The organism is Mycolicibacterium tusciae (genome assembly GCF_002086795.1).
In the GTDB taxonomy this organism is placed as follows: Bacteria; Actinomycetota; Actinomycetes; order Mycobacteriales; family Mycobacteriaceae; genus Mycobacterium; species Mycobacterium tusciae.
The window spans coordinates 187613-210976 of record NZ_MVIM01000007.1 but is presented as its reverse complement, the minus strand read 5'-3'; the positions used below and the strand labels follow the sequence as shown (position 1 = coordinate 210976).

Below are 23364 nucleotides of genomic sequence, written 5' to 3'. Positions count from 1 at the left end.
CGTGGGACCCATGACGGACGACCTGCGTGCCGGACCGGATTCCCCGCCGGCGGACGAACTGGAGAGTGCAGAGGCGACGTTCGCCGTGTTGCAGCACGTGCTGCACGGCATCGCCGACGACGACCTCGAAAAGCAGACGCCGTGCCGCGAGTTCGACGTGGCCGGCCTCACGGATCACCTGATGAACTCGATCACGGTGCTCGGCGGTGCGGCGGGTGCTCAGTTCCCCGAGCGGGACCGGACGGACTCGGTGGAGCGGCAGGTGGTCCTCGCCGGACGGCCCGCGCTAGACGCGTGGAAACGGCGCGGCCTCGACGGCACGGTGCCCTTCGGGGACGGCGAGGCGCCCGCGACGATGATGGCAGGCATTCTGTCGCTCGAATTTCTGGTCCACGCTTGGGATTACGCTGCGGCGGTCGGCCGCGAGGTGAATGCGCCCGATTCGCTGACCGACTACGTCATGGGGCTGGCGACCTACGTCATCACCCCGCAGGGTCGCACCCGCGCGGGCTTCGACGATCCGGTCGACATTCCCGCCGACGCGGGGTCGTTGGACAGGCTGCTGGCGTTCACCGGCCGCCGGCCGGGCTAGACACGCTCCAGGTAGAAGTACAAATACTTGTCTCCGTCAAGGGCGACCTTGCCGTTCATGATCCCCATGACGGCGTTGTCGTCGACGACCTTGAAGTGGTCGTGCACCGGCCTGCCGTCGTAAACCATCGAGGCGACGATTTCGCCGCGGAACTCCTCCATCCAGAGGCTGGCCTCGCCGTTCATCGCCTCGGTGTTGGAGAACTTGTTTCCGTCGGCGTCCAGGCACACCAGCGGCTTGGCGTCGGTCGCCGACACGAACGTCTTGCCGAACCAGTTCAGGCGCTTCATGAACCCGTTGGCGCGGTGACCGGTGTCGAACTCTCCGCCCGCCCACTCGCCGATCATGAAGTCGATGGTCGCCGGTGCCAGCGTGGCCCAAAACTCGTCGAGTTCGGCATCGGAGATCCGATCCGTGCGTTCGGTGAACTCGGTGAACTTCTTACGTGCCGCGCTCATGCTTCTCCGATCCAGCTGCGGGCGAACTCCAGGAACATGTCGTTCTCGTGCTGTGCGGCGACGGTGACACGCACGCCGTCGTCACCGTAGGGCCGCACGATGATCCGGCTGTCGGCGGCGGCGCGGGCGTACTCCTGTGCGCGGCCGGGCAGCGGCAGCCAGACGAAGTTGGCCTGCGACGGCGGCACGGTGTAGCCGGCGTCGCACAGCGCTGCCGTCACGCGGATGCGTTCGGCGACGACGGTATCGGTGCGGGCCAGCAGCTCGTCGGCGGCGTCCAGACATGCGATGGCCGCGGCCTGCGAGACGCTGGTCGCGGTGAACGGGACGTAGACCTTGCCGAGCGCGGTGATGACGTCGGGGTCGGCGACGGCATAGCCGATGCGCAACCCGGCCAGCCCGTAGGCCTTCGAGAACGTCCGCAGCACAACGACATTGCGGTGGGCGCGCACCAGCCCCAAGCTGTCCGGCAGCAGACCGTCGCGGATGTATTCGACGTAGGCCTCGTCGATGGCGATGAGAATGTCCGACGGCACGGCTTCGACAAACCTGGCCAGTTTCTCGGGGTCGACGACGGTGCTGGTGGGGTTGTTCGGGTTGCACACGAAGATCAGCCGGGTGCGGTCGGTGATCGCGGCCAGCATCGCGTCGAGGTCGTAGGTGTGGTCGGTCAGCGGCACCTGCACGGCGGTGGCGCCGGCCGTGCGGACCTGCAGCGGGTAGATCTCGAAGCTGCGCCAGCCGAACAGCACTTCGTCGCCCACGGTGGAGGTGATCTGGATCAGCTGCTGGCACAGGCTCACAGACCCGCAGCCGACGGAGATGTGTTCCGGCGAGAAGTTGACGTGCTTGGCCAGGTGCTCGCGGAGCTCGACGTAGCCGTTGTCGGGGTACCGGTTGATGTTGTCGGTCGCCTTCTCGATCGCGGCCCGCACGCTGGGCAGGGGGCCGTGCGCCGTCTCGTTGCTCGCGATCTTGATCGCGCCCGGGACGGTCTTACCAGGGGTATAGGCCGGTAGATCGGCAAGCTCGGGTCGCAGACGGGCGGTCACGCGATCAGTTTATGGGGACGCCCAGTGCGCCCTTGATCTGCTTTGCTTGGTGCCGTCGGGCCTGTGTACTCTGTCGGATCGGCGGTAAACGTCGGGAGGCGTGCCAGAGCGGCCGAATGGGACTCACTGCTAATGAGTTGCCCGGCTTAAACCGGGCCGGAGGTTCAAATCCTCTCGCCTCCGCCAACAACTGAATATGCATGCGCCCGTAGCTCAACGGATAGAGCATCTGACTACGGATCAGAAGGTTGGGAGTTCGAATCTCTTCGGGCGCACTTCAGAGGGTATGACGTCGGGTGATGCTTGACGTTATGGCTTCGGCTGATGGGCGACAGTGTTTCGGCTGATGGTTTACATCTACTTCGGCTGATCCTTGACACTCCCTGGCTGAGGGAGTTGAGCGTGGCTGAGCAGCGGTATCAGGCCGTGTTGGCGGTTCAGTGATGGGTTGTCGATTTCGCAGGTCGCTTCGAAGGTAGGGGTGTCGCGTCAGACGCTGCACTCGTGGTTGGCCCGCTATGAGGCCGAGGGTCTTGAGGGGCTGTTGGATCGGTCGCATCGGCTGGTGAGTTGTCCGCATCGAATGCCAGCCCAGGTGGAAGCCGGCCTGCTGGAGTTGCGGCGCTCGCGCCCGTATTGGGGCCCACGTCGGTTGGTGTTCAAACTGGCTAGACGCGGAGTGTGCCCGGAGCCCTCGGATTCGGCGGCCTATCGTGCGTTGGTGCGTGCGCAGTTGATTGATCCGCATCGGCGGGATCGGCGCTCGCGCAAGTGGAAACGGTGGGAACGCGCCGCGCCGATGGAGCTGTGGCAGATGGATGTGGTGGGCGGGTTCGCGCTGGCCGATGGCACCAGTGCCAGGGCCTTGACCGGGATCGATGACCACTCCCGGATGTGTGTGTGCGCCCGGCTGATGAGCCGGGAACGTACCCGGGCGGTCTGCGAGGGGCTGCGCGCCGCGATAGCCCGCTACGGTGCCCCTGAGCAGACCTTGACCGAAACGGCAAGGTGTTCACCGGCCGGTTTTTCGATCCCCCGGTGGAGGTGTTGTTCGACGCGATCCGCCGAGAGCACGGCATCGAGCACCTGCTGACCGTGCCCAGAAGTCCGACCACGACGGGCAAGATCGAGCCGTTTCACCGCAGCTTGCGTGCGGAGTTCCTCGCCGGCGCAGCACCTTTCGTGTCGTTGAAACCCCACGTCGCCGAAAATCTCCGGCTAGTTTCACCGTGACTGCAACTGCGATGTCCGCGATATCAGTCAGTTAGGGAGCAGTCGCCATGTGGGATACGTTTTGGCATTTTCTGTGGTCTGCGATCATCATTTTCGCTTTCATCGCGTACCTTGGGGGTGGCCGATTTATTCACGCATTCGTCATTTTTGTGACGGTGCCGCGGAACGTCCTTGAATTCCAGCAGTGTTGGGTTAGAGTCCTGGCCATCGTGTGCCAAGCTCGCCTGTCGCGTGCCCGCGGTGAGGTAGCTCTCACTCGAGCGCACTTGGTGTGGTGCCATCACCATGGATCGGAGGCGCCGTGAAGATAGTGAACTCCCTCTCCGAAGACGAGTATGTCCTGGTGCGCGAGACCAGAAAGTCAGAGACGGCGGACCTCGACGAGGACCAACTGATCGCACTGCACACCCGGATTCGACGCGCCCGCAACAAGTATGTGAAGTTGTACCGCCGGGCCGGCGCAGTGAAGGTCGGGCAGAAGCGAGGCCGCGGATCTGGCAAAGCGGCGAACACTCGAAACGCAGCCAAGGCCGAACTGTTCGAGGACGCTCTCAGTAGAGTGAGCCGTCAGTTAGCGTCAGCGGCGCGCCAAAGTGCACGCGAGCTCAAACAACAACGATTGGCCCTCGCTCGCACCGTTGCACCCTCCTTGAGTGAGAGCGCTCATAGTAGTAGTGAGCTGGGCTCCAATGGGCGCCGCGTCGATACCACCCGGAGGAATCCCGGCAGGAAAAAGCGCGAAGCGTCCACCCTTGCAGCAGGCGCGCGGCGCCAAGCCAAGAGGGACCGACGGTAGCCGGCCACGCCTCGGTACGAAGCTGCATCGGTATGAGATTACGACGTGAAAATCATTGGACTGACCTAGCGCAAGAACCGGTAGCTCAATTTGATCGGCTGCTGGCCAAGCTCGACCGCGGGTGCATTTCGGCTGGCTGCCGACGGTAGTCAAGGGACTTTAGCGCTTTCGCAGCAGAAAGTTCCAATAGAGCACCTTTTCACCGGCATCCTCGAAACCCAACGTCTTTCGGCAGCGCTCGATTTTGAAGCCTGACTTTAACAACACCGGCGCGATTTCTCGCTTGAAATATGATTTGAGCCCTGCTGCCGTACAAGCCTTATTCTTGTTGGGTACCGTCACGCCCATCAACCCACCTTGGACAAGTTTTCTGTGTGCCTGACGAAAGACTCTGTCAGGGCGGGTAAGGTATTCCATTACGCCGATCATGACGATCGCGTCAAACGAGTTATCCGCAACCCGCCAGGATGACTCTAAATCCTGCTGAATAATTGTCGTAAAAGGCAATCTTCGCGCCTTGCGAGCCATTTCTCCGGTGCCTTCAATGCCGGTGACGCGCCAACCCTTGTCCAAAAAGAGCCTCGAACTGAGGCCGGTACCGCAGCCCAGATCTAGAACGTTGCCTTGTCTAGGCCCGACCGCGTCGATGACCATTTGTGGGACTTCTAAATAGGCCGTGTATTTCATGTCATCGCGCAGTTCGCGGTCATAGACTTTCGCATAGCGCAAATATATTTCTTGCACGGCTTTCAGCTTCATCACCTCGGATAGTATCTTATTAAGATCCGTGTCGTTCGCATAGCGTGAGATGCGAAACGAAGCGTTTCCGACGACACGTCGCACAATATGCGAAAGGTCGCAAATGCGGGTGCGCACAGAGCGCCCCAGCATTACGACTTTTCGCTGCGCAGATCGTTACAAAGCGTCGGAAATGGGGCGCGCGGGGCGAGCTGGGCCAGACCATATGCGATTAAAGGCAAGTTGTTCCACCTTGCTTGGTCGCTGGAGGCGGTACGTCCGCTGGATGGCTACTACGCTGGTCCGGATGGTCGTTCGTGCGGGCCTCTATCGACGAGATTAAGGTTGATCACTGCGCGGCGTCTTCAATCGAGGTCAAGTCCAGGGACGTGGTTTACGAAGTCGTCGTGTGATTCTTCGAGGTGATGGCTCAGGCGGTCGGTGGCGCCGGCACGTCCTCCTGTTCGGTTGGCCGATGCCGCCCGGATGGCAGCCGCGGTCGGGCCGCTAGATTGGGGCGGTGCGGCTTCTGCTCATCGCCGATACCCACGTTCCCAAGCGCGCCCGCGACCTACCCGTGCGGGTGTGGGACGAAGTCGCGCAAGCCGACGTGGTGATGCACGCCGGTGACTGGGTGGAGCCGTCCCTGCTCGACACACTCGAAGCTCGCTCCCAGCGGTTGATCGCCTGTTGGGGCAACAACGACGGCGCCGAGTTGCGGATCCGGCTTCCCGAACGTGCGGATGTCACGCTCGAAGGTGTGCGCTTCACCGTCACACATGAGACCGGGGCGGCCAGCGGCCGCGAGGCGCGGATGGCCAAGCTGTATCCCGACACCGATGTGCTGGTCTTCGGGCACAGCCACATCCCGTGGGACGCGACTGCGAAAACCGGCCTGCGACTGCTCAATCCGGGCTCGCCGACCGATCGCAGGCGCCAGGAATTCTGCACGTACATGACCGCGACCGCGCGCGACGGCACCCTCTCCGATGTCGTGCTGCACCGGCTGGAGCGCCATGCGTGACCGCCCCGCACGCGTCGCCGACGTGCACGAGATCGCCGCCTCGATGCCGCACACAAATCGCCTCGAAGGCCCCAAAGGCAACCCGATCTACCAGGTGGGCGGCAAGTCGTTCGTGTTCTTCCGCACGCCTCAGCCCGACGCCGAAGATCCCGACACCGGTGAGCGGTATACCGACGTCGTGATGATCTGGGTCGAGTCGGAAGCCGACAAGCTGGCGCTCATCCAGGACCCGGACTCACCGTTCTTCACCACGGACCGTTTCGACGGCCATCTTTCGGTTCTGGTGCGCGCCAGCAGGTTATCGTCGATCGGCAGGGCTGAACTCACCGAGCTGATCCAGGATGCCTGGCTGTCGCGGGCATCGAAACGGCGCCGCGAACGGTGGCTGGCCGAACAGGACAGCTGACTCAGCCCGCTTCGGCGGCGCAGATCAGCTTGATGTGCTTGGTGGCCCAATCGCCAAGCGGTCCAAGTGCTTCCAGCAATTCCTCGCCGGCCGGGGTCATCGAGTACTCCACTCGGGGCGGCACTTCGTGATAGCTCTCGCGGTGCACGACGCCGTGGCGCTGCAACTCCTTGAGGTGTTGGGTCAGCATCTTCTGGGAGATGCCGGGCAGGCTTCGATGCAGCGCATTGAACCGTTTGGGCCCCTCCTGGAGTTCCCACAGGATCAGCGGCTTCCACTTTCCGTCGACCACCGCCATCGCGGCGTCCAGCCCGCAGGTGAACTTGCCTAGCGAAGCCACAGGTCACCCCCAATGGTTTCAAAATGGTAAGTATCCCACTTTTTAGTGGGTACTTGTCGGAAAGTGTGCGTCACGGCAACGATGATGCCATGACAACCGTGAGCTTTCTGGGTCTAGGGGAGATGGGCTCGGCACTGGCCGGCGCCGTCCTCCGCACGGGCCATCCGACGATCGTGTGGAATCGCACCGCCACCAGGACCGCGCCACTGGTCGACGCCGGCGCCGTCGCCGCGGACACACCAGCTGCCGCCACCGACGCCGACCTGATCGTGGTGTGCCTTTTCGACCACGCGTCGGTGCACGAGGTGCTCGATCCGCTTGCCGATCGACTCACCGGAAAAGCCATCCTCAACCTGACCACCACGTCCCCCGACGGCGCCCGCGAACTCGCCCGATGGTCCGCCGCGATCGGCGCCGACTACCTCGACGGCGGCGTCATGGCCACCCCCGAGATGATCGGCACGCCCGTGGCCGGAGTTCTCTACAGCGGCTCGCGACGGCTTTACCAGGAATACCGCGCGATCTTCGAATCCTGGGGTACCGCCGAATATTTCGGCGACGACGCGGGGACGGCGTCGCTGTACGACCTGGCTCTGCTGTCGTCGATGTACGCCATGTTCGCGGGGTTCTTTCACGGCGCGGCGATGGTCGGCGCAGCGGGTGTGCCGGCCAAGGAGTTCGCGGCCAGGGCCGTGGACTGGCTGCACGCGGTGGTGCCTGCGATCGCCGAGTACGCCGACGTCATCGATGGCGGGGACTATTCGGTGCCCGGCCAGCAGAGCCTCGAGTTCTCTGACATCAGCGACATCGTGGCAGCCAGCCGTGCACAGGGCATCAGCACCGAACTGGTCGATGTGGTGCAGCGCCTCATTCATCGGCAGATCGATGCGGGTCACGGCAGCGACGGCTTCGCGCGTGTCGTCGAGAGCATCAAGGATCCGGAGGTGGCGGCATGACATCGGTCACCGTGTTGGGGCTCGGCCCGATGGGACAGGCGCTTTCGGGTGCCCTGCTTGACGCGAACCACCGCACCACGGTCTGGAATCGCACCGAGTCCAAGGCCGACGCTGTGCGTGCCCGTGGTGCGGTCTGGGCGACGACGCCGGGCGAGGCCGTGGCCGCCGGCGCGGTTACGTTGATCAACGTCGTCGACCATGACGTGGTCGACGACCTGGTGGCGCAGGCGGGCGGCGCGGTCAATGGACGCGTGATCGTCGGCCTGAGCTCGGACACTCCGGACCGGGCGCGCCACACCGCCAAACTCGTCGCCGACCTCGGCGGCCGCTACCTCGACGGCGCCATCATGACGCCAACCCCGACGATCGGAACGCCCAGCGGCAGCATACTTTTGGCCGGACCGGAGCAGATATTCGCCGAGTGTCGGGAGGTTCTCGACGCGCTTGGCACGCCGACGTGGCTGGGGGAGGACTACGGCCGCGCGGCGGCGTTCGACATGTCGCTGCTGGATGTGTTCTGGACGTCGGTCGGCGGGTTCCTCCACGCGTTGACGGTGGCGAGGGCCAACGGCATCGCGCCCGGCGAGTTTCTTCCGCACGCACAAGGCATCGTCGAGATCCTCGGCCCCATCTTCGACGAGCTCGCCGAACGCGTCGCCGGCGATCGTCACGGCGACAGCAGCGCACCGGTGTCATCGGTGGCGGCGTCGCTGCGCCATCTCGTCGGAGCTTCGCACGACGCCGGTGTCGATGCCGGTGTGCTCGAGGTGTTTCAGCGCTGCGTGGACGCCGCCGTCGCCGACGGCCACGGCGCGGATGAGGTCAGCAGAGTGGCCTCGGCGATGACGCGGTGAGGGTTAGTCTGCGCTTCTCGGTCGGAGAGGGACAGCCATGGCGAAAGCATCCGCAACCAACGGCAAAGTCAAGGGGAAAGTCGTCGTCGTCACCGGCGGAGCGCGCGGTATCGGTCTGGCCACCGCGACGATGCTGCATCGGCTCGGCGCCAAAGTGGCCATCGGTGACGTCGACGAGGCGGCGGTCAAGGAGAGCGGAGCCGACGTCGACCTCGGGTTCTACGCACGACTCGATGTCACCGATCGGCAGTCGTTCACCACGTTCCTCGACGACGTCGAGCGCGAACTCGGTCCTGTCGACGTCCTGGTGAACAACGCGGGAATCTGTCCGGCGGGCGGCTTCCTCGACGAACCCGATCAAGTCACGCAGCGCACCATCGACATCAACATCTTCGGCGTCATCCTCGGCACCAAGCTGGCCGCCGAGCGAATGGTGAGGCGGGGCAACGGGCACATCATCAACATCGCTTCCGTCGGCGCGGTGAATCCGGTGCCCGGCATCGCGACCTACTGCGCCACCAAATTCGCGGTACTCGGCTATACCGACACGGCGCGACTGGAACTGCGCGGAACCGGGGTGACCGCTTCCGTGGTGATGCCGACGCTGACCAACACGGCGATGATCGACGGCGTCGCCAGCGCGACGGGACTCAAGAACGCCGAACCCGAGGACATCGCGGAAGGCATCGTGTCGCTGATCGCCAAACCGAAGCCTCACTTGACGGTGACCCGCGCGGCGGCGGTGTTGATCGGTCTGACACGGCGGTTGCCGCTACGCGTCTACGAAGCCATGAACCGCGCGATGAACGCCGATCAAATTTTCGCCCAAGCTGCGGGCACCGCGGCGCGGCGCGACTATGAAGATCGCGCCCGCCACTCCTGACGGATGCATATCGTGGCGGCATGGAGCAGAAGCCACCCACCGCCGTCATCGAGTCCGCGCATCGCAAGCACCTGAACGACCTGCCGTTCGACGACACCGCCGACTTCGAAGCCGCCGACCGCGGATTCATCGGCGCCCTCGAACCCTGTGTCATCAAGGCCGCCGACGGAAGAACGGTGTGGGACAACGACGTCTACGCGTTCCTGAACGGTGACGCGCCGGCCACGGTGCACCCCAGTCTCTGGCGGCAGAGCCAGCTGGTCGCCAAACAGGGCCTCTACGAGGTGGTCGAGGGCATCTATCAGGTTCGCGGGCTGGACCTGTCGAACATCAGCTTCATCGAGGGCGACACCGGAATCATCGTCATCGACCCACTGGTGTCCACCGAGACCGCAGCGGCGGCGCTGGCGTTGTATCGCCGGCATCGCGGGGACCGGCAAGTGGTCGCGGTGATCTACACCCACAGCCACGTCGACCACTTCGGCGGTGTGCTGGGTGTGACGTCGCAGGCCGACGTGGATGCCGGCAAGGTTGCGGTGCTGGCGCCGGAGGGGTTCACCGAACACGCCGTGCAGGAGAACGTGTACGCGGGCACCGCGATGGCACGCCGCGCCGGGTACATGTACGGGGCGGCACTCGACCGCGGCCCGCAGGGGCAGGTGGGCTGCGGTCTGGGGCAGACGCCCTCGACCGGTGAGGTCGCGATCATCGTGCCCACCGTCGATATCACCACCACCGGCGAAACCCACACGATCGACGGCGTCGAGATCGAGTTCCAGATGGCGCCGGGGACCGAGGCGCCTGCCGAAATGCACTTCTATTTCCCGAAATTCCGCGCGCTGTGCATGGCCGAGAATGCCACCCACAACCTGCACAACCTGCTGACGCTGCGCGGCGCGCTGGTGCGTGACCCGCACGGATGGGCGGGATACCTGACCGAAGCCATCGATACGTTCGCCGACCGCACCGACGTCGTGTTCGCCTCGCACCACTGGCCGACATGGGGTCGCGAAGCGATTGTCGAATTCCTTGCGTTGCAACGGGACATGTATGCCTACCTGCATGACCAGACGTTGCGGCAACTGAACCAGGGCTACACCGGCATCGAGATCGCCGAAACCTTCGAGATGCCTCCCGCACTGCAAAAGGCCTGGCATACCCACGGCTACTACGGGTCGGTCAGCCATAACGTCAAGGCCGTCTACCAGCGCTACATGGGTTGGTTCGACGGCAACCCCGGTCGGCTGTGGGCACATCCGCCGGAGGCCATCGGTCCGCGCTACGTCGAAGCCATGGGCGGCACGGACAACGTGGTGAAGATCGCGCAGCAGGCATTCGATGAGGGCGACTTCCGCTGGGCGGCAACCCTATTGGATCACGCGATGTTCACCGACGAGAAACACGCGGACGCGCGCCAGCTGTACGTCGAGACGCTGCAGCAGCTGGCCTACGGCTCCGAGAACGGTCCGTGGCGCAACTTCTTCCTGGCCGGTGCCACCGAGTTGGCCGACGGCAACTTCGGTACTCCGACCCAGGTCGCGCCGGCGACATTGATGGCGCAGCTGTCGCCGGAGCAGATCTTCGATGCTTTGGCGATCAGCGTCAACGGACCGAGAGCTTGGGACCTCGACCTCGCACTGGATGTGACGTTCCTGGATTCGGACACCAACTACCGGCTGACGCTGCGCAACGGAGTTCTGGTGTACCGCAAGGTGAATGCCGAGCAGGCCACTGCGGGTGCCATGGTGAAGGTGGCGAACAAGATCCGGTTGCTCGCACTGGCTGCAGGTGACCTGACCTCACCAGGTTTCGAGCTCGTCGGCGACGCTACGGTGCTGCAGAAGCTCACCGAATCCCTGGACCGACCCGATCCGGGGTTCAACATCGTCACGCCGTAACTCCTCTCCCGCCGAGTGTGGAGTTAATGCACACTTTTCGCTAGATAGTGTGCGGGTAACCCACGTTCGGCGCACTGAAACGAGGCTCTACGGCATCCCGCCATCGGCGCGGATGATCGACCCGCTCGTATAGCTCGACGCGTCGGACGCCAGAAACAGTGCAGCGCCGATGATCTCGGCGGGCTGACCGAGGCGCTTGAGGGCGAAATGCTGCGCACCCTTCTCCGTCGCCGGAATGTCCCAGGCCTTGCTGACATCGGTGAGGAACGGTCCGGGCATCAACGTGTTGACGCGCACGGTCGGCCCGAACGCCAGCGCCAACCCCTCGGTCAGCGCGTTGAGTCCCGCCTTGGCCGCGGAGTAGGGCAACTGTTCGGGCCGCGGCCTGCGCGACCCGCTGGAGCTGACGTTGATGATCGAGCCACCACCGGCGGCGACCATGCGCTCGCCGACGAGCGTCGACAAGCGGAACGGGCCCTTGAGGTTGAGGTTGACGACCGAGTCGAACAGCTTCTCGGTCACCGAACCCAGCGACTCGTACAGCGGCGACATACCGGCGTTGTTGATCAGCACGTCGACCTTGCCGAAGCGGTCGTACGCCGCGTCGACCAGCCCGTCGAGCTCATCCCAGCGCCCGACGTGCACTTGATAAGCCAGTGCGGCGCGACCCGTGGCGGCGGTGATCTCCTCCGCCGTGGCTGCGCACGCGTCGAACTTGCGGCTCGCGATCACGACGTCGGCCCCGCACCGGGCGGCGGCGAACGCCATCTCCCGGCCCAGCCCGCGGCTGCCGCCGGTGACCAATACCACCCGGTCAGTGAGGTCGAATAGTTCGGCTACATAGTTGCTGTCGGAGCCCATGCACTTATGGTGACACGGTGCAGTTGCTACTCATCCGGCACGCGTTGCCGCACCGCAGCGAGCCGGGACAAGGCTCCGACCCTGAACTGTCCGAAGAGGGCATCGAGCAGGCCAAGCGGCTGCCCGATGCGCTCGGCCGCTTCCCGATCAGCCGCATCGTCAGCAGCCCGCAGATCCGGGCCAGGCAGACCGCACAGCCCGTCGCCGACGCGCTGGGATTGACCATCGATCTCGACGACCGGCTCGCCGAATACGACCGCGACCTTTCGCACTACACCCCTGTCGAGCAGATCTCCGAAGCCGACATGAAGCGCCTGGCCAGCGGAAACCTGCCCAGCGGGGTGGATCAGCCTGCGTTCATCGAGCGGGTACAAGCCGGCGTCGGCGACATCGTCGCGGCCGCCGATCACGAGGACACGGTTGCGGTCTTCACCCACGGCGGCGTCATCAACGCACTGGCCCATACCGTGATGAAGACCGATCGGCTGCTGTGCGTCCAAGTCGACTACGCGGGCGTCACGCGGCTGCTGTGGTCGTCGCGGCAGCAGGCGTTCTTCGTGGCCGGGCTCAACTCGACCGAGCATGTATGGGACCTGCTGCCCCGAAACCAGCAGTGGTAGACAAGTCCGGTGACCATATCGCTGGAGGGGCTTGATCTCGACGCCCTGGACCGTCACCTGCGCTCGGAGAACATCCCCCGCGAAGGCGACCTGCGCGGCGAGTTCATCTCGGGCGGACGGTCCAACCTGACCTTCCTGGTATACGACGACGCGTCGAAGTGGGTGCTGCGACGACCGCCGCTGCACGGGCTCACGCCGTCAGCGCACGACATGGCCCGCGAATACCGGGTGGTGGCCGCGTTGGCCGACACCCCGGTCCCGGTGGCCCGCGCCGTCACGATGCGCAACGACGACTCGGTGCTGGGTGCCCCGTTCCAGATGGTCGAGTACGTGGACGGCCGCGTCGTTCGGCACACCAAACAACTTGAGGCGCTCGGCGACGAGAACACCATCAACGGTTGTGTCGACGCACTGATCAAGGTGCTCGCCGATCTACATTCGGTCGACCCTGAGGCCGTTGGCCTCGGCGACTTCGGCAAGGCAAGCGGCTATCTCGAACGTCAGGTGCGACGCTGGGGCGGGCAGTGGGATCTTGTGCGGACCGAAGACGATCCGTGCGATGCCGACGTCCAACGCTTGCATTCTGCTCTGGCAGAAGCGATTCCGTCACAGAGCCGCAGCGCGATCGTGCACGGCGACTACCGCATCGACAACACGATGCTCGACGCGCACGACGCCACCAAAGTGCTCGCCGTGCTCGACTGGGAGATGTCGACGCTCGGCGATCCGATCAGCGATGCCGCGCTCATGTGTGTGTACCGCCACCCGATGTTCAACCTGGTGCATGCGGACGCGGCATGGTCATCGCCGCTGATCCCGTCGGCCGATGAACTCGCGCAGCGCTACTCCGTGGCGGCCGGGGTCGCGTTGGACCACTGGGAGTTCTACATGGCGCTGGCCTACTTCAAGCTGGCGATCATCTCCGCGGGTATCGCCTATCGCGGCCGGGAAGGCGGCGGCGTCGCCGACGATACCGATCAAGTGGCAGAGGCCGTCGGCCCGCTGATCAGCGCGGGTCTGGAGACGCTGGCGCGCTGACTCAGAAGGGTTGCGACTTGAGGTTCTTTTTGGCCGCACGGCGCAGCTGAACGATTCTGGCGGTGCCGACCGCGACCGTCAGCAGGCCACCGCACACCGCGGCCAACAGAATCGCCACGCCCACAGGCAGATTCCATTCCCAGCCGAAGAAGTTGATGGTCGTCGAGTTCGTGTTCTGCATGATGAACACCAGCAGCACGATCAGAATCACGAACCCGGTGATCAACGCCGACCACAACGCGGCGGCGCGGGTGAATTTCACCGCGGATTCGGGTTTCACCAGGTATTCGCCGGGCGTGCCCACCGGATCCGGAGGCATTCCCTTTCCAGACGCCGGCGGCGGCGGCAGGTCGGGCGGAACGGACGGGTCGGTCGTCATCTGTCCATCTTGCCCTTTCCCGCGTCGAATGAAACCAGTATGGGTACTCACGCTGAGCTAAAGCGCGGCGTTGCCGTGTGCATGCCGATAGTGTCCGAAGATGCCTAATGGCCGAAAGGGCTGTGAAATGTCGGTGCCTGGGTCGCGCCCACGCAGATGGAATCTGGCAATTCTGGCGGCACTACTTGCGCTGATCGCAGCCATGTCCTCGGCGTGTGGCAGCTCCAATCCGCTGGGCGGCGGGGAGGTATCCGGAGATCTGAAGTCCATCGCCGTCGGGTCGGCTGACTTCACCGAGAGCAAAATCATCGCGGAGATCTACGCCCAGGCGTTGGAGGCCAACGGCTTCAACATCCGCCGCCAGTTCGGCATCGGCAGCCGTGAAACCTATATCCCTGCGGTGCAAGACCATTCCATCGATCTGATTCCGGAGTACACCGGCAATCTCCTCCAATATTTCGATGCGGAGGCGACGGCGACGACACCCGATGCGGTGCTGCTGGCTCTTCTGAAGGCGTTACCCGGCGAGCTGTCGATCCTGTATCCGTCACCCGCCGAGGACAAAGACACCCTCGCGGTCACCGAGGCGACCGCGCAAGAGTGGAATCTCAAGACCATCGCCGACCTCGCGAAGCGCTCACCCGAGGTGAAAGTCGGCGCACCGTCGGAATTTCAGACCCGCGTCACCGGGCTGGTGGGTTTGAAGGACAAATACGGTTTGGACATCGCGCCGGCCAACTTCGTGTCGATCAGCGACGGCGGCGGTCCGGCGACGGTGAAGGCCTTGACCGGCGGCACGATCACCGCGGCCAACATCTTCAGCACCTCGCCGTCGATCGAGCAGAACAAGCTGGTGGTGCTCGAAGATCCCGAAAACGTGTTCCTGGCGGCGAACGTCGTGCCGCTGGTCGCGTCGCAGAAGATGTCGAACGAACTCAAGACCGTGCTGGATGCGGTGAGCGCCAAACTGACCACCGAAGCACTGATCGAGCTCAACACCTCGGTGGAGGGCAACCAGGGCGTCGACCCCGACGAGGCGGCGGAGAAGTGGATCAAGGACAACGGCTTCGACCAGCCAGTGCCGGAAGCCGGGCGATGAGCGCTCGCGCGAAGAGAAGAAGGCGCGGATGATCACCTTCACCAACGTCACCAAGAAGTATCCCGACGGCACCGTCGCGGTCGACGACCTGACGCTCGAGGTGCCCGAAGGGACGCTCACGGTTTTCGTCGGACCCTCCGGCTGCGGCAAGACGACCTCGATGCGGATGATCAACCGGATGATCGACCCGACCTCGGGCACGCTGACCGTCGACGGTAAGGACGTCGCCACGGTCGATCCGGTCCAGCTGAGGCTCGGCATCGGCTACGTCATCCAGAGCGCCGGTCTGATGCCGCATCTTCGCGTCGTCGACAACGTCGCCACGGTACCCGTGCTGAGAGGTGAATCCCGCCGCAGCGCACGGAAATCCGCGTTGGAAGTAATGGAACGCGTCGGACTCGATCCCAAGCTCGCCGACCGGTATCCCGCGCAGCTGTCGGGTGGTCAGCAGCAGCGCGTCGGGGTGGCACGGGCGCTGGCCGCCGATCCACCGATCCTGTTGATGGACGAGCCGTTCAGCGCCGTCGACCCGGTGGTTCGCGACGATCTACAGACCGAAATCCTGCGGCTGCAAAGCGAATTGCACAAGACGATCGTGTTCGTCACCCACGACATCGACGAGGCGGTCAAGCTCGGGGACAAGGTCGCGGTGTTCGGACGCGGTGGCGTGCTGCTGCAGTACGCCGACCCCGCGTTCGTCTTGTCCAACCCCGCCAATGAAGATGTCTCGGCATTCGTCGGAGCCGATCGCGGATACCGGGCGCTGCAGTTCTTCCACGCCACAGGGCTGCCGCTGCACGAGATCACGCATGTGGCCGAAACCGACATCGACAGCACGTCGTTGGGGCAGGGCGAGTGGGCCCTGGTGATCAAGGGCGGCAAGCCCTACGCGTGGATCAACGCAGAGGGTGTTGAGTTGCACCGCAACGGCAAAGAGCTCTACGACAGCACCGTCGGCGGCGGCTCGTTCTTTCGGCCGGACCACACTTTGCGACAGGCGCTCGACGCCGCGCTGTCGTCGCCGAGCGGGCTGGGTGTCGCGGTCGACGAGGAGGGCAAGCTGATCGGTGGTGTACGCGCCGACGACGTGCTCGAGGCGCTCTCCGAGCAGCGCCGCGTTCCGGAGTTGGGCTAGATGCGCTATCTGCTCACCCACCTCGACGACCTGTGGACGTTGACGCTGATCCACCTGCGGTTGTCCTTGGTCCCGATCCTGCTGGGGTTGATCATCGCCGTGCCGCTCGGCGCATTCGTGCAACGGACCACCGCGTTACGACGGATCACCACGCTGACCGCCAGCATCATCTTCACCATCCCGTCGCTGGCGTTGTTCGTCGTGCTGCCCTTGATCATCCCGACGCGCATCCTCGACGAGGCGAACGTCATCGTCGCGCTGACGCTCTACACCGTCGCGCTGTTGGTGCGTGCAGTACCGGAGGCGTTGGACGCGGTGTCACCGGCGGTGCTCGACGCCGCCACCGCCGTCGGCTACAAGCCGCTGGTGCGGATGCTGAAAGTCGAGCTGCCACTGGCTGTTCCAGTGCTCATCGCCAGCCTGCGCGTCGTCGCCGTCACCAATATCTCGATGGTGTCGGTCGGTTCGGTGATCGGCATCGGCGGCCTCGGCACCTGGTTCACGGAGGGGTATCAGGCGAACAAGAGCGACCAGATCGTCGCGGGCATCATCGCGATCTTCGTGCTGGCGGTTGTCGTCGACACGCTGATCATGCTGGCCGGAAAGGCGTTGACGCCCTGGACACGTGCTGGGCGCCCGAGCCGGGTCAAGGCGGTGACCGGATGAGCCCGATGACGTTCCTGCAGGAGGCGTTGGCCTTCATCTTCACCGCGGCCAACTGGGGCGGGCCGGCCGGGCTGACCGCGCGCATCCTCGAGCATCTGCAGTACACGTTCGTCGCGGTCTTCTTCTCGGCGCTCATCGCCGTCCCGCTCGGCATGCTCATCGGGCACACCGGGCGCGGCACCTTCCTCGTCGTCACGGGGGTCAATGCGCTGCGCGCACTGCCGACGCTCGGCGTGCTCCTGTTGGGAGTTCTGCTCTGGGGTCTCGGTCTGATTCCGCCGACCGTCGCGCTCATGCTGCTGGGAATCCCGCCCCTGCTCGCCGGGACCTACTCGGGCATTGCCAACGTCGACCCGCAGGTGGTCGACGCCGCGCGGTCGATGGGCATGACCGAGAAACGAATCCTGCTGCGCGTCGAAACACCCAATGCGTTGCCGCTCATCCTCGGCGGTCTGCGGACGGCGACGTTGCAGATCGTCGCGACCGCGACGGTGGCGGCCTACGCCAGCCTGGGCGGTCTCGGACGGTATCTGATCGACGGGATCAAGGTGCGCGAGTTCTACCTGGCGCTGGTAGGCGCATTGCTGGTGACGGCGCTCGCGCTGATTCTCGATGCCCTGCTGGCGTTCTCGGTGTGGGTTTCGGTGCCGGGCGCGGGCCGACTGCGCCGCATGCCACAGCCGTTGCTCGGCGACGAGGTGGCGCTGGAGCTACGGTCCCCGGCCAAACACTCAACCGCTGTTCGTGCCGAACGGTAGTCGATTACGGTAGATGAGTGAGTGATGCAGTCCGCTCGGAGCAGCACGGGGCTTGGCCGACAATTCTGACCTGGCGAGCGCACGACGTTCCGCGGATGGAGTCGGTCCGTGTGCAGCTCACCGGCAACCGCATCAAGGCGTACGGTCGCATCGTCGCCGCCGCCACCGGCTCGCACCCGGCGTTCTCCGCCTCCTACGACTTGGTGACCGACGAAATGGGCGCCACGAAGCGACTCTCGCTGACCGTCACCCTCGCCGAGCGAGAGCGGCAGCTGTCCATCGCGCGGGACGAGGAGAACATGTGGCTCGTCCAGCATCACACCGGTGAGACGAATCGCTCCGCGTACGACGGTGCGCTGGACGTCGACCTGATCTTCAGCCCGTTCTTCAACGCGCTGCCCATCCGGCGTACGGGGCTGTACGAACGCAGCGAGTCCGTCGCATTGCCGGTGGTGTACGTGCGGCTGCCGGAATTGTCGGTCGAGGCCGCGACCATCAGCTACAGCAGCGCGGCAGGAGACGGCATAAAGCTGCACTCGCCGGTCGCCGAGACCACGGTCACCGTCGACTCAACCGGTTTCATCCTCGACTATCCGGGCCTGGCAGAGCGGATCTGATCACCCCGCCGGCGCGACCCTCGGCGGCGAGTTCCTCGCGCCAGCGGTCCTCGCCGATGACGACGGTGACGATCTCGGGCCGGCCGAAGCTGTCGTAGCGCACGCGCGCGGCGTGACCCGCCTCGACGAGTTCGGTCAGGGGCTTCTTCGCGGCGAGCGTGCCGCGGGCCCGGTTGAGCAGGTCGAGAGTCCGGTCGAGCGCAGGCAGCAGCTCGTCGGCGTTGGCCTCGCACATGGCCCGGACGAGATCGGGTGCGGTCGCCGCCACCCGCGTCCCGTCGCGGAAGGAGCCTGCGGCCAGCGCGAAGGCCAGCGGCACTTCGCCCGCCGTCGTCGCGAGCGCCTCGGCAAGCAGGTGCGGCAGGTGCGAGATCGTCGCGGCGGCGGCGTCGTGCTCGTCGGATCGGGCAGGCACGACGACAGCGCCGCAATCCAGGGCCAGGTTCATCACCATGGCCCAGATGGTGGGGTCGACGTGATCGTCGACGCCGACAACCCACGGCGCCCCGGCGAACAGCTTGGCGTCGCCCGCGGCCCAACCGGACTGCGCGGTGCCCGTCATCGGATGTCCGCCGACGAAACGGTCGAGCAGACCGACGTTGCGGACCTCATCGAGGACGCACGACTTGACGCTGGTGACGTCGGTGAGGGGGCAGCCCGGCGCCAGATCGCGGATGCGGCTCAGCATCTGTGACAGTGCCGGCACGGGCACGGCGAGCACGACGAGGGCGTTGCGGTCGGCGGCGCGGGTCAGCGCTTCGTCGAGGTTCTCGGTGGCGTCAAAGCCGTCGGCGGTAGCGGCCGAGACGGCTTCGATCGATCGGTTGTAGCCGAAAACCTCGCGCCCGGCGGCCGCGGCGGCACGCATCACGGATCCGCCGATCAGGCCGAGACCAACCACGCAGACGGGCGTTTTCGTCACCCCATCAGCCTAGGCATCCTCCGATGGCCACAGGCGTCGGCCTGGCTGCCGGTTCCTGGTCAAGTCCCTGGTCGGGGACTAGCGTATGGCCCCATGGGAGCACAGCGCGCCGCGTCGCCGAAGCAGGCCGCCGATCGACCGGACGGCTTCGGTGTGGCTGTGGTCCGCGAGGACGGTAAGTGGCGCTGCGCCGCGATGCGTTCGGCCGCGTTGAACAGCTTGTCCGCGGCCGAAACCGAGCTTCGTGAAATCCGCAGCGCAGGGGCTGTTTTCGGGTTGATCGACGTCGACGATGAGTTCTTCGTGATCGTGCGGCCGGCGCCGGCGGGGACGCGGTTGCTGCTGTCGGATGCGACGGCCGCGCTGGACTACGACATCGCTGCAGAGGTCCTCGAGAAGTTGGACAACGACATCAGCGAGGACGATCTGGACCCCGAGGAGCCGTTCGAGGAGGGCGATTTGGGGCTGCTCGCCGACGTCGGTCTGCCCGAGGCCGTTCTTGGTGTGATTCTCGACGAGTCCGACCTGTACGCCGACGAGCAGCTGGGGCGGATCGCGCGGGAGATGGGCTTCGCGGACGAGCTTTCGGCGGTGCTCGAGCGTTTAGGCCGGTGACGGACGAGGACCTCGTCCGGGCGGCGTTGGAGGCGGCGGCTGCGGCCGGGCCCCGCGATGTTCCGATCGGCGCGGTCGTTTTCGCGGCCGACGGCACCGAACTGGCCCGGTCGGCGAATGCTCGCGAGGAGACCGGTGATCCGACCGCGCACGCGGAAATCCTGGCGTTACGCGCTGCGGCGGCGGTGGTGGGCGACGGCTGGCGGCTGGAGGGGACGACGCTGGCGGTGACCGTCGAGCCGTGCACGATGTGCGCGGGGGCGCTGGTGATGGCGCGGGTCGCGCGGCTGGTGTTCGGGGCGTGGGAGCCGAAGACGGGGGCGGTCGGCTCACTGTGGGACGTGGTGCGCGATCGTCGGCTGACGCATCGGCCCGACGTTCGCGGTGGCGTGCTGGCCGCCGAGTGTGCGGCGCCGCTGGAGGCGTTCTTCGCCCGGCAGCGGTGACTCAGCTATTGCCGGCGTACTTCGGGCAGAAGTACAGCGGAGCCCCGGCCATGATGTAGTTCGACAAACCTTCGTTCTTGGTCGTGACGTCCAGGCGCTGCACGATGGTGTCCAAATCAAGGCCGCGATCGTATTGAGCGCAGACATCCTTCGCGAGGCTGGTCAAGGTCGCGCAATCGCCCGGATATCCCGCACGGGCGAGGCTTTGGCAGTAGTCGGACTCAGGGCCGGCGATCGCGCTCGGCGCGTGGACGAGCGACACGATTGCCCCGGAAATCGCCACGGCTGCGAGTGCAATGGTTTTCATCGCCACCTTTCTAGCTCCTGCATACCCGGTTGGGCGCCGACCACGCGTAGCCGCCGCGCGTCGATTCGGTCTCGAAAGCTCGACTTCTCCGATTCGATGCCGTGTTCGGGCAGCGATTTCGGTGACGCGGCGGGCTCCCGGTAAGCTGCCACACGGTGGCGTGTCCGAGCGGCCTAAGGAGCACGCCTCGAAAGCGTGTGACGGGTAACCCCCGTCCGAGGGTTCAAATCCCTCCGCCACCGCCATAAGTTCTCCCGCCCATTTACGCTGGTGAATGGCTTTTCTTTGTGTCCGTCGCGCTGCCGTCACCCCGTTGGCCACACTCACGATCCTCGGCGCGATGCGGACTGCACAGAGGTTTGTGGCGGCGGCGGCCGAGCGCTGATCAGGTGGAGTTCGTCGCGGTCGGCTGGCGGTGGGCGAGGAATCGTCTCCCGCAAGGGATGATGGCTGCTGCTGATCAGTCGCTCGTTGGGCCACCGCAGCCGTTCGAGGGAGCGGCGGTGGCGAGCCGGTCGGAATTCCCCCGGTCCTCGGTCGGGGCTAGCAACCTCCTTGGGCGAGCCTACGAACCTCGGCGTGTCTCTCTGCTCAGCAAAGCTCGGGGAAAATAGGATCCGGACTTATGCGAGTGGCTCTCTGGCGTCTGCTTGCGGTCGTGCTGGCGGCCGCCGGCTTGTTCGGAGCTACGGGAGTTACTGCACCGACTGCCGGAGCCTTAGGGTGGGGAGCGATCGCGATCTCACCGGCTACCGGCAGGGTGGGCTACTCGAAGGGCCAAAACTCCGCTGTCGAGGCCGAACTGGCGGCCGTCGGTCTGTGCAAAGCAAGCGATTGCCGGGCAGTCGTGAACTTCACCAAAGCGTGCGGCGCGGTCGCCCAAGCACCAAACGCGTCTTGGGCGTGGGGCTGGGACCACAGCGACACCGGCGCCCAGAAGAGGGCGCTAGTCTCATGCAGTCAATACGGCGCCGGCTGCCGGGTCGTCGGCTGGATATGTAGCTGAACGCATACGGCGCCGGGACACATGACCCACTTGACACGGCGACCGCGACGGATTTTTCATCAGTTGGTCGCAGCGCTCGTGGTTAACGTGGCGGCTGCCGCAGAGCACCGAACCAGCAGCTAATGCGGTCGGCTGACGGATCACGCCACCGCTAAGTCATGGACCTGTATTCCCTTGCCATAGAAGCACACTGATCTCGGAGGGCGCTTTGACAACCCGGGAATCACGAGAAGCGGGGCCTTCTGGCTGCTGCGTCTGTGCACACAGCGAATGCGACGGCGGCCAGTCTGATGCTGACTGCTTAACACCACAGTTGCACCAACGGCCATCTAACGGCGGAACAACGAACGCAACCGGCTCTGCACTCCATCGTTGCCCTTCAACGTACCCGTCCCGTCAAGGACCAAACAGCCAAACGGCCGGGCATCGCCGTCGGTCGCTACATCCTTGTGTCGCCGAGTCCACCTCGGACGGCCGCTTGTTCGTGCTCCGGGCAGCACTACCGGCGGCTGCCCGCGCGGCCGACCCTAGGCTGCTACGGTCCGACCGTGCATCGGGTCATTCAGTGGGGGACCGGCACGGTGGGCAGCGAGATGATCACCGCGATCCTCGACCACCGAGACGATCTCTGCCTCGTCGGCGCGCTGGTCTACTCCGATGAGAAGAACGGCGTCGACATCGGCACTCTCGTCGGCCGTGAACCGATCGGCGTGACCGCGACGACCGACGTCGAACAGATCCTCACGCTGGATGCCGACTGCGTGCTCTACACGCCGCGCACCGCGCACCTCGACGACGTCTGCCGGCTCCTGGAAACCGGGAAAAACGTTGTGACCACGGCATTTCTGTTTCACCCCGCGCGGATTGACGCCGCCGATCGCGACCGCGTCCGTGCTGCCTGCGAGAAGGGCGGCACGTCCGTGCACGGCAGCGGCATCAACCCGGGCAACCTCTCCGGTGTCCTGCCGCTGGCGCTTTCGGGTATGAGCCGAACGATCGACAGGATCACCCTGCAGGAGCGCGCCGACTGGTCGGTGTACGAAAGCACCGGAATCACGTTCGACAACATGGCATTTGGTCAGCCGGTCGAGTCGATAAGCCCGACTGCGACCGACTTCCTGGCCTTCAACAGCTCGATCTTCACCGAGCAGGTCTGGTTTCTGGCCGACGCGCTGAACGCCGACATCGACGATGTCTCGGCCACCGTGGAGGCCATTCCCGCCGCACAGGATCACCAGATCTTCGACCACCTGCTGGCCGCGGGGACGACGGCCGGGCAGCGCTGGAATTGGTCCGGTCACCGCGACGGCGAAACGCTCATCGAGATCGAAACACTGTGGACAGTGGGCGGCGAGTACCCCTCGCACTGGCCCAAACCCCAGCACGGCTGGACGCTGACCATCGAGGGCGACCCGTCGATGCGCACCCACTTCATGTCGCTGGCGAGTTTCACCCGCAACGCCACCATCGAAGAGCATGTACGGTCGGCCAGCGTCGCCACCGGCATGCAGGTCCTCAATGCGGTCACCGCCGTCTGCCAGGCGCCGCCCGGATTCGCCACCTCCGCCACGCTGCCGTTGATTCGCAGCCAAACGGGGTTCAGGCGGGGACCCCGGACTGGGTAGCGTCTATTCTTTCCGATGTCACTAAAGAAGCGGTCACAGC

General features: G+C 65.1%; 27 protein-coding genes, 3 tRNA genes and 1 pseudogene. 23 read left to right on the top strand and 8 right to left on the bottom strand.

From position 1 onward, the window contains the following. The first annotated feature begins 10 nt into the window (after positions 1–10). A complete protein-coding gene (locus tag BST47_RS15430; protein WP_083126384.1) occupies positions 11–592 on the top strand; it encodes a TIGR03086 family metal-binding protein in 582 nt (193 codons plus the stop codon). On the opposite strand, the gene BST47_RS15425 is transcribed toward BST47_RS15430, so the two are convergent. Beyond that, entirely contained in the window at positions 589–1050 is a 462-nt protein-coding gene (locus tag BST47_RS15425) for a DUF4334 domain-containing protein (protein ID WP_083126383.1), read from the bottom strand. The two genes, BST47_RS15430 and BST47_RS15425, sit on opposite strands and share 4 nt — an antisense overlap. After that, on the bottom strand, positions 1047–2102 hold the full coding sequence (gene hisC / locus BST47_RS15420) for a histidinol-phosphate transaminase (RefSeq protein WP_083126382.1): 1056 nt from the start codon (positions 2100–2102) through the stop codon (positions 1047–1049). The genes BST47_RS15425 and hisC overlap by 4 nt, the downstream gene beginning before the upstream one ends. 94 nt (positions 2103–2196) lie before the next feature. On the opposite strand from hisC, the gene BST47_RS15415 reads away from it, so the two are divergent. From BST47_RS15415 to BST47_RS31165, 4 genes and pseudogenes are all read left to right on the top strand, one after another. Further along, a tRNA-Ser gene (locus tag BST47_RS15415) sits at positions 2197–2288 on the top strand. 16 nt (positions 2289–2304) lie between these two features. Next, positions 2305–2377, top strand: a tRNA-Arg gene (locus BST47_RS15410). A gap of 112 nt (positions 2378–2489) precedes the next feature. After that, positions 2490–3296: pseudogene (locus BST47_RS15405) on the top strand (helix-turn-helix domain-containing protein); the annotation flags it as partial. Between the two features lie 340 nt (positions 3297–3636). Next, the gene (locus tag BST47_RS31165; protein ID WP_083126380.1) at positions 3637–4131 is read left to right on the top strand and encodes a hypothetical protein; all 495 of its coding nucleotides are present in this window, start codon (positions 3637–3639) and stop codon (positions 4129–4131) included. Positions 4132–4290: 159 nt separating this feature from the next. Here the strand turns inward: BST47_RS31165 and BST47_RS15390 are convergent, their stop codons facing one another. After that, positions 4291–4890, bottom strand: coding sequence for a class I SAM-dependent DNA methyltransferase (locus BST47_RS15390; protein ID WP_165799795.1), 600 nt, complete (start codon positions 4888–4890; stop codon positions 4291–4293). 499 nt (positions 4891–5389) lie between these two features. Here BST47_RS15390 and BST47_RS15385 point away from each other — a divergent pair, with 499 nt between their 5' ends. Together BST47_RS15385 and BST47_RS15380 are read left to right on the top strand one after the other, a co-directional pair. Further along, positions 5390–5893 carry a metallophosphoesterase family protein gene (locus BST47_RS15385; protein WP_083126378.1) on the top strand — a complete coding sequence of 168 codons (504 nt, stop codon included), beginning with the start codon at positions 5390–5392 and terminating at the stop codon, positions 5891–5893. Continuing rightward, entirely contained in the window at positions 5886–6299 is a 414-nt protein-coding gene (locus BST47_RS15380; protein ID WP_083126377.1) for an MmcQ/YjbR family DNA-binding protein, read from the top strand. The genes BST47_RS15385 and BST47_RS15380 overlap by 8 nt, the downstream gene beginning before the upstream one ends. A gap of 1 nt (position 6300) precedes the next feature. Here BST47_RS15380 and BST47_RS15375 read toward each other — a convergent pair whose 3' ends face one another. Then, entirely contained in the window at positions 6301–6639 is a 339-nt protein-coding gene (locus tag BST47_RS15375) for a winged helix-turn-helix transcriptional regulator (RefSeq protein WP_083126376.1), read from the bottom strand. Positions 6640–6728: 89 nt separating this feature from the next. On the opposite strand from BST47_RS15375, the gene BST47_RS15370 reads away from it, so the two are divergent. The 4 genes from BST47_RS15370 to BST47_RS15355 are packed head-to-tail and all read left to right on the top strand — an operon-like array spanning position 6729 to position 11230. Next, a complete protein-coding gene (locus tag BST47_RS15370; protein WP_083126537.1) occupies positions 6729–7595 on the top strand; it encodes an NAD(P)-dependent oxidoreductase in 867 nt (288 codons plus the stop codon). Next, a complete protein-coding gene (locus BST47_RS15365) occupies positions 7592–8449 on the top strand; it encodes an NAD(P)-dependent oxidoreductase (RefSeq protein WP_083126375.1) in 858 nt (285 codons plus the stop codon). The genes BST47_RS15370 and BST47_RS15365 overlap by 4 nt, the downstream gene beginning before the upstream one ends. A 37-nt stretch (positions 8450–8486) precedes the next feature. Then, on the top strand, positions 8487–9332 hold the full coding sequence (locus tag BST47_RS15360; RefSeq protein ID WP_083126374.1) for an SDR family oxidoreductase: 846 nt from the start codon (positions 8487–8489) through the stop codon (positions 9330–9332). A 20-nt stretch (positions 9333–9352) separates the two neighbouring features. Then, a complete protein-coding gene (locus BST47_RS15355; protein WP_083126373.1) occupies positions 9353–11230 on the top strand; it encodes an alkyl/aryl-sulfatase in 1878 nt (625 codons plus the stop codon). A gap of 87 nt (positions 11231–11317) precedes the next feature. Here the strand turns inward: BST47_RS15355 and BST47_RS15350 are convergent, their stop codons facing one another. Further along, entirely contained in the window at positions 11318–12091 is a 774-nt protein-coding gene (locus BST47_RS15350) for an SDR family NAD(P)-dependent oxidoreductase (RefSeq protein WP_083126372.1), read from the bottom strand. Between the two features lie 17 nt (positions 12092–12108). Between BST47_RS15350 and BST47_RS15345 the strand changes: the two genes are divergently transcribed. Together BST47_RS15345 and BST47_RS15340 are read left to right on the top strand one after the other, a co-directional pair. Next, the gene (locus tag BST47_RS15345) at positions 12109–12711 is read left to right on the top strand and encodes a histidine phosphatase family protein (protein ID WP_083126371.1); all 603 of its coding nucleotides are present in this window, start codon (positions 12109–12111) and stop codon (positions 12709–12711) included. 9 nt (positions 12712–12720) lie between these two features. Then, the gene (locus BST47_RS15340; protein ID WP_083126370.1) at positions 12721–13749 is read left to right on the top strand and encodes a phosphotransferase family protein; all 1029 of its coding nucleotides are present in this window, start codon (positions 12721–12723) and stop codon (positions 13747–13749) included. Position 13750: 1 nt separating this feature from the next. On the opposite strand, the gene BST47_RS15335 is transcribed toward BST47_RS15340, so the two are convergent. After that, a complete protein-coding gene (locus tag BST47_RS15335; protein ID WP_083126369.1) occupies positions 13751–14128 on the bottom strand; it encodes a LapA family protein in 378 nt (125 codons plus the stop codon). Between the two features lie 127 nt (positions 14129–14255). Here BST47_RS15335 and BST47_RS15330 point away from each other — a divergent pair, with 127 nt between their 5' ends. The 5 genes from BST47_RS15330 to BST47_RS15310 are packed head-to-tail and all read left to right on the top strand — an operon-like array spanning position 14256 to position 18403. Continuing rightward, complete coding sequence (locus tag BST47_RS15330) at positions 14256–15227, top strand: ABC transporter substrate-binding protein (protein ID WP_083126368.1); 972 nt, start codon at positions 14256–14258, stop codon at positions 15225–15227. A 28-nt stretch (positions 15228–15255) separates the two neighbouring features. Beyond that, positions 15256–16362: an ABC transporter ATP-binding protein gene (locus tag BST47_RS15325; RefSeq protein ID WP_083126367.1), complete on the top strand. Its 1107-nt coding sequence runs from the start codon at positions 15256–15258 to the stop codon at positions 16360–16362. Continuing rightward, positions 16363–17028 carry an ABC transporter permease gene (locus BST47_RS15320; protein ID WP_083126366.1) on the top strand — a complete coding sequence of 222 codons (666 nt, stop codon included), beginning with the start codon at positions 16363–16365 and terminating at the stop codon, positions 17026–17028. It abuts the gene before it with no gap. Between the two features lie 5 nt (positions 17029–17033). Continuing rightward, a complete protein-coding gene (locus tag BST47_RS15315) occupies positions 17034–17786 on the top strand; it encodes an ABC transporter permease (RefSeq protein ID WP_083126365.1) in 753 nt (250 codons plus the stop codon). A gap of 17 nt (positions 17787–17803) precedes the next feature. After that, positions 17804–18403, top strand: coding sequence for a putative glycolipid-binding domain-containing protein (locus tag BST47_RS15310; RefSeq protein ID WP_083126364.1), 600 nt, complete (start codon positions 17804–17806; stop codon positions 18401–18403). Here BST47_RS15310 and BST47_RS15305 read toward each other — a convergent pair. Then, entirely contained in the window at positions 18366–19325 is a 960-nt protein-coding gene (locus tag BST47_RS15305) for a prephenate dehydrogenase (protein WP_083126363.1), read from the bottom strand. The genes BST47_RS15310 and BST47_RS15305 overlap by 38 nt on opposite strands. A gap of 93 nt (positions 19326–19418) precedes the next feature. Here BST47_RS15305 and BST47_RS15300 point away from each other — a divergent pair, with 93 nt between their 5' ends. Together BST47_RS15300 and BST47_RS15295 are read left to right on the top strand one after the other, a co-directional pair. Further along, positions 19419–19940, top strand: a complete 522-nt coding sequence (locus BST47_RS15300; RefSeq protein WP_083126362.1) for a tRNA adenosine deaminase-associated protein — start codon at positions 19419–19421, stop codon at positions 19938–19940. Further along, positions 19937–20386: a nucleoside deaminase gene (locus BST47_RS15295; protein ID WP_083126361.1), complete on the top strand. Its 450-nt coding sequence runs from the start codon at positions 19937–19939 to the stop codon at positions 20384–20386. The genes BST47_RS15300 and BST47_RS15295 overlap by 4 nt, the downstream gene beginning before the upstream one ends. A 1-nt stretch (position 20387) precedes the next feature. On the opposite strand, the gene BST47_RS15290 is transcribed toward BST47_RS15295, so the two are convergent. Beyond that, on the bottom strand, positions 20388–20693 hold the full coding sequence (locus tag BST47_RS15290; RefSeq protein ID WP_083126536.1) for a DUF732 domain-containing protein: 306 nt from the start codon (positions 20691–20693) through the stop codon (positions 20388–20390). 154 nt (positions 20694–20847) lie between these two features. Between BST47_RS15290 and BST47_RS15285 the strand changes: the two genes are divergently transcribed. From BST47_RS15285 to BST47_RS15275, 3 genes are all read left to right on the top strand, one after another. Continuing rightward, positions 20848–20938, top strand: a tRNA-Ser gene (locus tag BST47_RS15285). 380 nt (positions 20939–21318) lie between these two features. Further along, positions 21319–21699, top strand: coding sequence for a DUF4189 domain-containing protein (locus BST47_RS15280; RefSeq protein ID WP_083126360.1), 381 nt, complete (start codon positions 21319–21321; stop codon positions 21697–21699). Positions 21700–22247: 548 nt separating this feature from the next. Further along, entirely contained in the window at positions 22248–23324 is a 1077-nt protein-coding gene (locus BST47_RS15275) for an NAD(P)H-dependent amine dehydrogenase family protein (RefSeq protein WP_083126359.1), read from the top strand. The last annotated feature ends 40 nt before the right edge of the window (positions 23325–23364 follow it).